Here is an 11,612-nt window from a genome sequence, read left to right as displayed (position 1 = left end):
GTTTCCTTGTTCCAATGCATCGGGACATGCGTCTCTGTTGGCCGAGGCGGCTGCCTCGGCGTGACGGTTGCTGGTTTTTTGGAAGAGGCGCCCATGGCGGGCGGTCGCTCATCGTCGAGCGACAAGGCATCGATAGATTAGATGCGGTGCCGTTTCACGGAGTGTCTCCCCAGTCGAACCCCTCGCAAGTCAAGCGGTATTGCGTGACTTGAAGAACGTTCCCTGCCGTTCTCGCCGCCATATATCGACGAGTCCGAAAGCATTTCATGTTTCCGCGGGAACAGACGATTTGGGTAGATCGCCGATCGGTACACAAATCTATGGTTGCGGGAAAATTGGCGGGCGAAAATCACCCGCGCCGCGGCAGAGGAGGGCTCACAGCCTTCGATGCGACTGGGTCAACGACAGCGGATAGCGGGTCGGATGGTAGGCGGCGGCGCTCACATTGACAGTGCGGTTATGGTTGTCATAGGCGATCTGATCCAGTGTCAAAACCGCGGCCGGAACCTCGAGCTGCAAAAATGACGCCTCGATGTCGGAGGCGAGTCTTGCGCTCACGGTCGACTGGCCGCGCGACGGAATGATTCCGTAGCGATTCTCGAATTCCGCGTAGAGCGACCTGTTCTCGACCGTCCAGTCGATGTCGAGAATGCCCGGCGCGAGCGAGGCGGAAAACCAGTCCCGTTGGATGACCACCGGCACGTCGTCGAGGAGGCGCAATCTCTCGAGGAAAACGACATCGGCCCCTGTCGGCAGCGATAGCGGCCGCGCGACTTCCGCGTCGGCCTGGATGATCTTGCCCGAGAGAAGGCGCATGCCGGGCTTGCGGTTGTTCGCGTAGGCCGTCTGGGTGAAGCTGCGCACGACCTCGAGCTCATAGAACGGTGTCGGTGCGGTGACATAGATGCCCTTGCCGGGCCGCGTCTGCAGATAGCCGAGATTCTCGAGCTCCTTCACCGCCTGGCGCACGGTAATGCGGCTGACGCCATAGACGGCGACCAATTCCCGCTCGGATGGAAGCTTGTCGTTGACCGCAAGTTCCCGCCTTTCGATCATGCCCTTGAGCAGATTTCGCAATTGCACGTAGAGCGCATCCGGATGGTTGCGATCGATGGAACTCTCGTCCGGGAGATTTGCGTGTCGCGCCATGCGTTTTTTCGTTTCAGCCGCCAGTTGCCGGATGCTCTTCTGCATTGCACCTGGCAAGGTTCAAGACAAGAGCCCGGCGGGCGTTTTCCGTTTCGCCTTGCTTCGACCGTCATGCATCTTTCAGCCATCCTGTGGATCGTGCGAAAGCTTCCTGGAGCCCGCGTTGACATGACTGGTTATATCCAGTAGCGATATCACAGTCGGAACGGCGGAGTAAAGAATGAAACTGACCTTGATTGGCGGCGGCGGAGTCCGGGCACCCCTGTTTGTCGGATCTGCACTGCGGCGCGCGGAGAGAAGCGGTCTGACCGAGATCTGCTTGCAGGACATCAATGAGCGGAAACTCGATCTTTTCGGGCGGATCAGCCAGGAACTGGCGCGACGCATGCAGTCCCCGGTCAAGGTCACCATGTCGGTCGATGCCGAGCGGGCGCTGGAAGGAGCAAGCTATGTCGTGACCACCGTCCGGCCCGGCAACGAAGAGGGACGGATCAAGGACGAGCGCATCGCGCTTGCCCATGGCGTTCTGGGGCAGGAGACCACCGGTCCGGGCGGCTTTGCGATGGCGCTCCGCAGCATCCCCGTCATCCTGAAATATGCGGAAATCCTGAAAAAGGTCAGTCCGGACGCCTGGCTGTTCAACTTCACCAACCCTGCCGGCCTGGTTGCCCAGGCCCTGCAGAACGAAGGCTATCATCGCACCGTCGGCATTTGCGACGGTGCGAACGGTGCGCAGGAGGCTTTGGCGCGCTGGTACAAGGTGCCGCAGAACGACGTGCGCGCCGAGGTCTATGGCCTCAACCACCTCTCCTTTACGAGGGGTGCCAGGATCGATGGCAAGGAAGTGCTGCAGCCGCTGCTCGACGACGACGCCTTCATCCGCGCGACGTCGCAGCGCATGTTCGACAGCAAGCTGATCCGCCATCAGCGCAACTGGATCAACGAATATCTCTATTACTACTACTATGCGGAAAGGGCGGTCGAAGCGCTCAAGTCCGACGAGCGGACGCGTGGCGAAGAGGTAAAAGACCTGAACGCGGCGCTGATTGCCAAGCTCGGCACAATCAATCTGGATACCGATGCCGAGGAAGCATTGGCCGCCTACTACGCCTATGAGCGGCGGCGCAACGCGACCTATATGCATTATGCGCTGGCGGATGCGCCAAGCATGGAAGAGGCCGACAAGTTCGTCGACAGCATCGCCGCCGGCGAGACGGGTGAAGAGGGCGAGGGCTATGCCGGCGTCGCGCTCAACCTCGTCGATGCGCTGCAGACCGGAAAGCCCTGCTACACGGGTCTCAACGTTCGCAACGAGGGCGCGATCGACGGACTGCATGCCGATGACGTCGTCGAAGTAAGCTGCGTGGTAGACAAGAGCGGCATCCGGCCGCTGAAGATGGGCGCCATGCCCGAGGCGCAGGCGCAGCTCGTACAAAACGTCAAGCGCTACGAGCGACTGGCGGTCCGTGCAGTCAAGGAACGCAGCCGCGAGCTCGCCGTCGAGGCGCTGATGGCGCATCCGTTGGTGCTCTCCTATTCGCGCGCGGTGCCGCTGGTCGACGAATATCTCGCGGCGCATGCGCAATATGCAGGTGACTGGTCGTGAATGACGCGCTTGGTTCCCACTATGATGTGATGGTGGTCGGAGAATACTACTTCGATCTCATCTTCCGCGGACTTCCGGAGGTGCCGAAGATCAGTGCCGATCTTTGGGCCGAGGAATTCGAGTGGGTGCCGGGTGCGGCCTATTCAACGGCGCTCGCTCTTGCCCGACTTGGTACCAGAGCGGGCTGGTGGTGCACCTTCGGAAACGACATCTTCAGCCGTATGATCGTCGACGAAGCGCGGCGGGAAAATATCGATGACGGGCTCTTCATCCATTTGGAGAAACCGTTGCGCCGGGTGAGCGCGGCTTTCTCGTTCGCGCATGACCGGGGCTTCATCAGCTATGCCGAGCAGCCGGACCCGCTGCCGAAGCCGGAGGATCTCGAGCGCATCGGGCCGCGCATCCTGCTCTTGCAGGGGTTCTCGCTCGACGAGGAGCGCCGCGCCTTGATTCAGGCGGCACGTGACCTCGGCATCGTCGTCTGCTCCGACCTGCAGCACGTCGATTACAAGCTCTCGACGCCCGGCATCCAAGAGATGCTGAGGCTGATCGACGTCTTCCTGCCGAATTCCTCCGAGGCGAAGGCGTTGACCGGCGAGGATGACGTTGAGCGTGCGCTCGCCTCGATCGCCCATTTCTGCCCGACCGTCGTCGTCAAATGCGGCGCCGAGGGCGCAATCGCCTCTTCGAAGGGAGAGATCTGCCGCGTGCCGGCGCTCGCCGTGGATGTATTCGACACGACCGGTGCCGGCGATTGCTTCAACGCCGGCTTCGTCCACGGACTGCTCAACGAGCCGGACCTTCGCGGCGCGATCGAAATTGCCGTCATCTGTGGATCGCTCGCGGTGACGGGGTATGGCGGCCGCAATCTGCCTTTCCAAGAAGATCTTACGAAATATCGGCGGCGGGAGGCCGCGATATAGCGACGTTCACAAGAGAACGAATGAGGGAACGATATGAAACACAAACTGAAAATGCTCGCAGGCATGGCCGTGGTCGCCATCGCATCAGCGCTCCCGGCGAAAGCCGAAACGGTCTCGATGTTCTGCTCCGCGACCGATTACGAATTGTGTGAAAAGGCCGTGGCGAAGTGGTCGGAAAAGACCGGTAACGAGGTGAAGCTCAACCGGATGCCGCAGAACCTCGACGATGCCATCCCGATCTACCAGCAGCTGTTCGCGGCCCAATCGTCGGACATCGACGTGCTCTATATCGATGTCATCTGGCTCGGCATGTTCAAGGATCATCTCCTCGATATCACGTCGATGATCCCCGAAGACGAGGTGAAGGCGCATTTCGCATCCGCAACGGATGCCGCCCGCCTCGACGGCAAGCTTCTGGCAATGCCCTTCTACATCGACACCGGGCTGATGTTCTATCGTAAGGACTTGCTGGAAAAATACGGCAAAGAGCCGCCGAAGACCTGGGACGAAATGACGGCGACCGCCAAGGAGATCCAGGATGCGGAGCGTAAGGCTGGAAATCCCGACATCTGGGGCTACGCCTGGCAGGGCCGCAGCTATGAGGGCCTGACCTGCGATGCGCTCGAATGGATCGCTTCCGCCGGCGGTGGAACCATCATTTCCGACGACGGCGAGGTCACCATCAACAGCCCCGTGACGGAAGCGGCGCTGACCCGCGCGCGCGGCTGGATCGGCACGATTTCGCCCGAGGGCGTCCTCAACTATGACGAGGAAAATTCGCGTGCGCTGTTCGAAAGCGGCAATGCTGTCTTCCATCGCAACTGGCCCTATGTCTGGGGCACCTCGCAGGCGGAAGGCGGCAAGCTCGTCGGCAAGGTCGGCGTCTCCGCGCTGCCGCTCGGTGCCGAGGGACAAAAGTCCAGCGGAACGCTCGGCACCGCCTATCTCGGGGTTTCCAAATATTCGCAGAAGCAGGAGCTCGCGGCCGACCTGCTGCGCTACATGGTCGGCTTCGAGGACCAGAAGATGCGGGCGATTGAAGGCGGCTACAATCCGACCGTCGAAGCGCTCTACGAAGATGCCGACGTGCTGGCGAAAATTCCCTTCCTCGGCATGGCAAAGACGGCCTTCGAGGAATCGGTTGCCCGTCCGTCCGCCGCCACCGGCAAGAACTACAACCGGATTTCCCGCACGTTCTACCGCGCCGTTCACGACATCATCTCCGGCAAGGATGATGTCGCCAAGGAACTCGCCGATCTGGAACGGCGCCTGCAGCGCGATGTGAAAGCCGGCGAATGATGAAGGGGCACCTCCGGCAACCCCGGAGGTGCCTTTTGCAAACATGCATTTCGACACGACGAGTTCCTGATGGCGAAGCCGATTGTCTTCGACGGCTCTGATGAGATGGGCTTTCATGTTGCCAAGCAGATCCTGGCTGGAATTTTCGGTGCTTCCCGCCATGGACGGCGCTATCTTCTCGGCTGCCCGACCGGTCGCACGCCGCGGCCTGTCTACCGGGCGATGGCGCAGCAGTTGCGGGAAAACCCCATCGACCTGTCGCAACTCGTGCTCGTGATGATGGACGAATATCTGACCGCCACCGACGATGGGATATGGAGACTCGCGCCACCGGAACGGCATTTTTCCTGCAAGCGCTTTGCCGAGCGCGAGATCGTGGCGCCGATCAACGAAGCGCTGCCGTCGGACTACAGGATAAGGGCCGATCACATCTGGTTTCCGGCGATCGATGAGCCGGAGGAATACGACAGGCGGATCGCGCAGGCGGGCGGCATCGACTTCTTCATTCTCGCCTCCGGCGCCGGCGACGGACATGTGGCGTTCAATCCACCGGGCAGTTCGGTGCTAAGCCGGACCCGGGTCATCGAGCTGGCGGAGCAGACCCGGCGCGACAACCTTCAGACCTTCCCGACATTCGGTTCCATCGACGATGTGCCGACCCATGGGCTAAGTGTCGGGCTCAGGACCATCAGCGAGGCGCGCAAATGCAGCCTGCTTTTGAGCGGCAGCGGCAAGAAGGAAGCGCTGAAGCGGATAGCGGCGGCCGGCAGCTTTACCGCCGACTGGCCGGCGACCATCGTCTTCGAATGCAGCGACAGAGAAATCCTGGCCGACCGCGCTGCGGCGGGCCTTTGAAGGACAGTGTAATGGCTTCAGTCACCTTGAAAAACGTCAGCAAGACCTTTGGCGCCTATGATGTCATCCGGTCGATCGATCTCGAAATCGAAGATGGCGAGTTCATGGTGTTCGTTGGCCCGTCGGGTTGCGGAAAGTCGACGCTTCTGCGCCTGATCGCCGGGCTTGTCCCAGTCTCCGAAGGTGACGTCTTCATCGGTGGCGAGCAGGTGACCGACGTGCCGGCATCGAAGCGCGGGCTCGCGTTCGTCTTCCAGTCCTATGCGCTCTATCCGCACATGAACGTGTCGCGCAACATCAGCTTCGCGCTCGAAACTGCACGTCTCGCCAAGGATGAAATCCGCCACCGCGTGACCAAGGTCGCGGAGATGCTGAAGATCAGCCATCTGCTTGACCGGCGCCCGCGCCAGCTCTCCGGCGGACAGCGGCAACGCGTGGCGATCGGCCGCGCGCTGGTCGGTGAGCCCGAGGTTTTCCTCTTCGACGAACCGCTGTCCAATCTCGACGCCGATCTGCGCATGGAAATGCGCTTCGAGATCGCAAAGCTGCATGCCGACGTGAAGACGACGATGATCTATGTGACGCATGACCAGACGGAGGCGATGACGCTCGCCGACCGGATCGTCATTCTCAATCAGGGGCGCATAGAACAGGTCGGCCGGCCAAGGGAGCTTTATGACCGGCCGGCGAATCGGTTTGTCGCCGGCTTTCTCGGCAGTCCGCGGATGAACTTCGCACCGCTCGACCGGGATGCTTCGTCTACGGGTGTGCTCCGGGGCGTCGGCGGCTTTTATCATGCCGCCGAGCTTGCCGGCGCCGAAAACCCCACCGAGATCGGCCTCAGGCCGGAGGCCCTCAAGCTGGTCGGCGCCGAGACCAAGGGCGCGATCCGCGGAACGTTCGAGCGCATGGAAGACCTCGGCTACGAATATGTCTGTTATGTGCGGCTAAGCGAAACGCTGGTCTGGACGGTACGCTCTACCGGAAGCCCGCCGGCATTCACCGATGGCGAGCCGGTCGGACTCGCCTGGCAGCCCGAGAATCTCTATTTCTTCGGCGAGGACGGACGGCGGATCGATCATGGCGCCGCCGTCCAACTGGCATCGGGAGCTTCGCTGTGAGCGCGGCCGAGAAGATGCAGCGGCAACAGAACCGCACGGCCTGGCTGTTTCTGCTGCCGTTGATCATCGCGCTTGTCGGCGTCGCGATCTGGCCGCTCGCGCGTAGCATTTTCTTTTCCTTCACCGATGCCTTCCTCGACGCGCCGGCGAACTACGGCTTTGTCGGAATCGACAATTTCATAACCGTTGCCGAAGACCCGGTGTTCTGGCGGGCGGTCAGGAACACGCTTCTCTTCACACTGATATCGGTCGGCCTGGAGACGCTCCTGGGGTTGGCGATCGCGCTGCTGCTCCACCGTGCCTTTGTCGGTCGGGGTATCGTCAGGGCCGCGATCCTTGTTCCCTGGGCCATGCCGATGGTCGTCTCGACCCGGATATGGGAATGGATGCTCAACGACCAGTTCGGCCTTATCAACAAGCTTTTCGTGGCGCTGGGCCTTGTTGAGAAGGGCATCGCCTGGACCGCCGAGCCCTCGCTCATCCTCTATACCGTGATCTTCATCGACGTTTGGGTCACGACACCGTTCATGGTGCTCCTCATTCTGGCCGGGCTGCAGTTGATCCCGGAAGAGATCTACGAGGCTGCCGAGGTTTCCGGCGTGCCGCACTGGAAGCGCTTCTGGTCGATCACGCTGCCGCTCGCCACCCCCGCGATCGGCGTCGCGATGCTGTTTCGCACGCTCGATGCGCTGAGAATGTTCGATTTGAGCTATGTGCTCGCGGCGAACAACGAAAACACCATGACGATGTCGATCTATGCCCGCGACCAGCTCATCAGCTTTCAGGATCTTGGCCTCGGCTCCGCGGCTTCCACCTGGGTGTTCATGATCATCGGGCTGATCGCGATCTTGATCGTTGGCGTCCTGCGCCTCGATCGTGCAACGGGGTGATGAAAATGGCGATGACGACGACTGTTCCCGCAAAACGCTATTCCAACAGCACCTATCGTACGATCAGGCGCATGAAGGCCGTGGGCCTTTATGCGGGCGTGGCGGCCGTGCTCGTCTACATGCTTTTCCCGTATTATTGGGCGATCGTTTCGTCGACCAAATCCGGCCAGGCGCTTTACCAGTTCAGTCTGGTGCCGTCGCTGGACTTCAGCAATTACTGGCAGCTGTTTCACAATCCTGTCTTCATGGGAGCGCTCGTGAATTCCGGTCTGGTCGCTTTCGCGAGCACGATGATTTCCCTTGTGATCGGCCTTCTCGCGGCTTACGCGCTCGGGCGGCTGCAATTTTCGCCGGGCCGGATCATCTTGATCGCCGTCCTGATGATCTCGATTTTCCCGCAGGTGGTCGTGCTTTCGGGAATGTTCGAAGTGATCGGCTGGCTTGGGCTCTATAACCGTCCGTCGGCGCTCATCGTCTCCTATCTCATCCTCACGCTGCCGTTTACCACCTGGATCCTGACCAGCTTCATTCGCGATCTGCCGACCGAGTTGGAGGAGGCGGCGCTCATCGACGGCTGTTCGCGGCTGAGGGTGCTGACCCATGTGCTGCTGCCGCTGATGGGACCGGCGATCGCCAGCACCGGGCTGCTGTCGTTCATTCTGGCGTGGAACGAATTCCTCTTCGCACTCACCTTCATTCTGACCGACGAGAACCGGACCGTGCCGGTTGCGATCGGCCTGCTCACCGGCAGCAGCCGTTACGAATATCCCTTCGGCCAGATCATGGCCGCGTCGGTGACGGTCACATTGCCGCTGTTGGTGCTGGTGCTGATTTTCCAGCGCAAGATCGTTGCCGGTCTGACATCCGGTGCAGTGAAGGGATAGCGCGAACGGAATCCCTTCAGACGGGATCGGCAGGTGGCGACGCGGCTGCGCTCTCGCCGTCGGGTGCCTGTATCTTCCGCAAGGGGACGTCGCCTGCGATTCATGCAGATGATCAAAAATTAGGCGTGTGGCCGAATTAGTTTAGCTTGCCCGGAATGCCGGGACTGCCTTTTGTCTCCGCGCGAATGGCCTCTTCGTGGTACCAGCAGCCGTCTATGGCCGCAGCGCAAACATCTTGCGTGTCCAGATCGGCCTTCTCGTCCCGGCGGTTCTCCACTCTTCTGAGCGGTTTCGCGGGGAACGGATAAATCGTCGCCGACCTGCGGGTTAAACTCTCGGCCATCGTCTGGTCTCCCTTGAGTTCTGCGAGGGAGAATAGCGCATCATATCCGAATTGCACATGGTTTATGCGAAATGCTGAAAATTCGATCAATCGCGCGCCGTATTTGTGGGCACGAGGTTTTGCGCGCTGAAAAATTAGTCGCGAACGCCGGAGTTTGGTCTTGGCATCGCGATCGCGGAACGGCTTGCCGTCGCACGCATAGCGCTCGATGGCGCCTTTCTGGCCTCATGGGGAGAGTGGCCTTGCGCGGGAGCAGCGCTCCGGCCGGCATCAACTAACCGATTGAGTCCATTACAGCGTTCCAACGACACTTGCGGCGAATGAATGGGTTCGCGGACGGCCACGAATGTGACGGCCAACCATTTCTTTCGCTTCCGGCAAGCCTCAGCGGGCCGAACTGGCACGCAAAATGCTTCAGGTGTTCCGGATCCCTTGGCGGTCGGCGCTCCGCGTGCCACTCCGTTCAGGATTTGCTCAAACCTCGCAACACCACGTTATGAGAGATTCGCAATGACAAAGTATAAGCTCGAGTATATCTGGCTCGACGGCTACACCCCGGTACCGAACCTGCGCGGAAAAACGCAGATCAAGGAATTCGATGCATTCCCGACGCTTGAGCAACTCCCGCTCTGGGGTTTCGATGGTAGCTCGACGATGCAGGCCGAAGGCCGCAGCTCCGACTGCGTGCTGAAACCGGTTGCGGTCTATCCCGACCCGGTTCGCACCAACGGCGTACTGGTCATGTGCGAAGTCATGATGCCGGACGGCAAGACGCCGCATCCGTCGAACAGCCGCGCGACGATCCTCGATGACGAGGGCGCCTGGTTCGGTTTCGAGCAGGAATACTTCTTCTACAAGAACGGCCGCCCGCTCGGCTTCCCGGAGTCCGGTTATCCGGCGCCGCAGGGCCCGTACTACACCGGCGTCGGCTACAAGAACGTGGGCGACATCGCACGCCAGATCGTCGAAGAGCACCTCGACATCTGCCTCGCTGCCGGCATCAACCATGAAGGCATCAATGCCGAAGTCGCCAAGGGTCAGTGGGAATTCCAGATCTTCGGCAAGGGCTCCAAGAAGGCTGCCGACGAAGTCTGGCTGGCTCGCTACCTGCTGCAGCGCCTGACGGAAAAATACGGCATCGATATCGAGTGGCACTGCAAGCCGCTCGGCGACACCGACTGGAACGGCTCGGGCATGCACTGCAACTTCTCGACCGCCTATATGCGGGAAGTCGGCGGCAAGGACTATTTCGAAGCGCTGATGGCTGCCTTCGACAAGAACCTGCACGAGCACATCGCTGTTTACGGTCCCGACAACCACATGCGCCTGACCGGCAAGCATGAAACGGCACCGTGGAACAAGTTCAGCTACGGCGTTGCCGACCGCGGTGCATCGATCCGCGTGCCGCACAGCTTCGTCAACAACGGCTACCGTGGCTATCTCGAAGACCGCCGCCCGAACTCCCAGGGCTGCCCCTACCAGATCGCTTCGCAGGTGCTGAAGACGATCTCGACCGTTCCGACCGAAGGCAGCGTCGCGAAAGTAGCGTAAGTAAATACTCCCCGCGGCGCCGACGCGAATGTCGGCGCCGTGACCTTCATCCGCGGGCGATCGACTCCGCTGCACCGAACAGGTCCTGGAGTCTTGTCGCCTTTCTCATGCGGATTGATAGCAGAAACTCGATCGCGCGGTGCGGACCGGGAGCGGTGCGCTTTTACCCCGCACTTGCGGAAATGATCCAGTCGACGGCGGCTGAAATATCGCGGACCGTCGCGGTTGGCGCCGGCTCGAACCGCTTCTCGTCGCCTTCGCGGTACTTGCCGGTGCGCACCAGCAGGGCGTGCGCCACGCCCGCCTGCAGCGCCCCAGCGACATCTGTTTCGGCGTCATCGCCCACCATTGCGGCTCGTGCATCCGGACAATCGATCGTCGCGAGCGCAGCGCGGAAGAACGACGGCGAAGGCTTCCCGAGGACAATCGCGCTTTTCTGGCTGGCGAATTCCAGCGCGGTCACGAATGCTCCAGCATCAAGGCTGAGTTTTCCATCCGAATCTTTGAACGTCCGGTTCGGCGCCAGCGCCAGCAATTCCGCGCCGGCGACCAACTGTCGAAACGCCGCGTTCAGTGTTCGATAATCGAAAGCTTCGCCCGCATCGCCGACGACGACGGCTTTGGGCAGATCGTCTGCCAGATCGTCGAATTCCGGCACGAGATTGGGATGGACCAGTAGATGCGGCGATCGGCCGTGGCTGGCAAGCCATCGACGAGCCGCCTCAGCCGGCGTGAAGACTTCATCTGCCGTCACAACAAGTCCCAACCGCGTAAGGCGTTTAATGACGGCTGGCTTGGTCGAGCGGGTGGTGTTGCTGACGAAGCGGATGGGAAGGCCGACATCGCGCAGACGCAGAACTGCCTCCATTGCGCCAGGCACGGCCTCCTCGCCGTCATAGACGACGCCGGCAAGATCCAAGAGCACACCGCTGATCATCGCAGCAGCATGACACGGAGGCGTTGCTGGTCAAGTTCTGTAAGTTGCGCTGTC

11 protein-coding genes are annotated in these 11,612 nt (G+C 60.9%); 8 read left to right on the top strand and 3 right to left on the bottom strand.

Annotated features, from left to right (window positions below):
• Window positions 1–375: 375 nt before the first annotated feature.
• The gene (locus tag QN224_RS07610) at window positions 376–1,149 is read right to left on the bottom strand and encodes a GntR family transcriptional regulator (protein WP_283976161.1); all 774 of its coding nucleotides are present in this window, start codon (window positions 1,147–1,149) and stop codon (window positions 376–378) included.
• A gap of 220 nt (window positions 1,150–1,369) precedes the next feature.
• Between QN224_RS07610 and QN224_RS07605 the strand changes: the two genes are divergently transcribed.
• The 7 genes from QN224_RS07605 (at window position 1,370) to QN224_RS07575 (ending at window position 8,727) form a co-directional block, all read left to right on the top strand.
• Window positions 1,370–2,755 carry a 6-phospho-beta-glucosidase gene (locus tag QN224_RS07605; protein WP_283976160.1) on the top strand — a complete coding sequence of 462 codons (1,386 nt, stop codon included), beginning with the start codon at window positions 1,370–1,372 and terminating at the stop codon, window positions 2,753–2,755.
• Window positions 2,746–3,678 (top strand): carbohydrate kinase family protein, encoded by a 933-nt coding sequence (locus QN224_RS07600; RefSeq protein ID WP_336621107.1) that lies wholly within the window; start codon window positions 2,746–2,748, stop codon window positions 3,676–3,678. Before QN224_RS07605 ends, QN224_RS07600 begins: the two co-directional genes overlap by 10 nt.
• A gap of 33 nt (window positions 3,679–3,711) precedes the next feature.
• Window positions 3,712–4,977: an ABC transporter substrate-binding protein gene (locus QN224_RS07595; RefSeq protein ID WP_283976158.1), complete on the top strand. Its 1,266-nt coding sequence runs from the start codon at window positions 3,712–3,714 to the stop codon at window positions 4,975–4,977.
• Between the two features lie 69 nt (window positions 4,978–5,046).
• Window positions 5,047–5,832 (top strand): 6-phosphogluconolactonase, encoded by a 786-nt coding sequence (locus QN224_RS07590; RefSeq protein WP_283976157.1) that lies wholly within the window; start codon window positions 5,047–5,049, stop codon window positions 5,830–5,832.
• A gap of 11 nt (window positions 5,833–5,843) precedes the next feature.
• Window positions 5,844–6,953, top strand: a complete 1,110-nt coding sequence (locus QN224_RS07585; RefSeq protein WP_283976156.1) for an ABC transporter ATP-binding protein — start codon at window positions 5,844–5,846, stop codon at window positions 6,951–6,953.
• Window positions 6,950–7,843, top strand: coding sequence for a carbohydrate ABC transporter permease (locus QN224_RS07580; RefSeq protein ID WP_173511597.1), 894 nt, complete (start codon window positions 6,950–6,952; stop codon window positions 7,841–7,843). Before QN224_RS07585 ends, QN224_RS07580 begins: the two co-directional genes overlap by 4 nt.
• An 11-nt stretch (window positions 7,844–7,854) precedes the next feature.
• Window positions 7,855–8,727, top strand: coding sequence for a carbohydrate ABC transporter permease (locus tag QN224_RS07575; RefSeq protein ID WP_283976155.1), 873 nt, complete (start codon window positions 7,855–7,857; stop codon window positions 8,725–8,727).
• Window positions 8,728–8,863: 136 nt separating this feature from the next.
• Here the strand turns inward: QN224_RS07575 and QN224_RS07570 are convergent, their stop codons facing one another.
• Window positions 8,864–9,070 carry a DUF2735 domain-containing protein gene (locus QN224_RS07570; RefSeq protein WP_283976154.1) on the bottom strand — a complete coding sequence of 69 codons (207 nt, stop codon included), beginning with the start codon at window positions 9,068–9,070 and terminating at the stop codon, window positions 8,864–8,866.
• A 510-nt stretch (window positions 9,071–9,580) separates the two neighbouring features.
• Between QN224_RS07570 and QN224_RS07565 the strand changes: the two genes are divergently transcribed.
• Window positions 9,581–10,621, top strand: coding sequence for a glutamine synthetase beta-grasp domain-containing protein (locus QN224_RS07565; RefSeq protein WP_173511595.1), 1,041 nt, complete (start codon window positions 9,581–9,583; stop codon window positions 10,619–10,621).
• Between the two features lie 163 nt (window positions 10,622–10,784).
• On the opposite strand, the gene QN224_RS07560 is transcribed toward QN224_RS07565, so the two are convergent.
• The gene (locus QN224_RS07560) at window positions 10,785–11,558 is read right to left on the bottom strand and encodes a TIGR01458 family HAD-type hydrolase (RefSeq protein WP_283976153.1); all 774 of its coding nucleotides are present in this window, start codon (window positions 11,556–11,558) and stop codon (window positions 10,785–10,787) included.
• Between the last annotated feature and the right edge of the window lie 54 nt (window positions 11,559–11,612).

Source organism: Sinorhizobium sp. 7-81, assembly GCF_030124405.1.
GTDB classification, from domain to species: Bacteria; Pseudomonadota; Alphaproteobacteria; order Rhizobiales; family Rhizobiaceae; genus Sinorhizobium; species Sinorhizobium psoraleae.
Note: the sequence above shows the minus strand (reverse complement) of the source record. Positions and strands in the feature narration are given on the sequence as shown.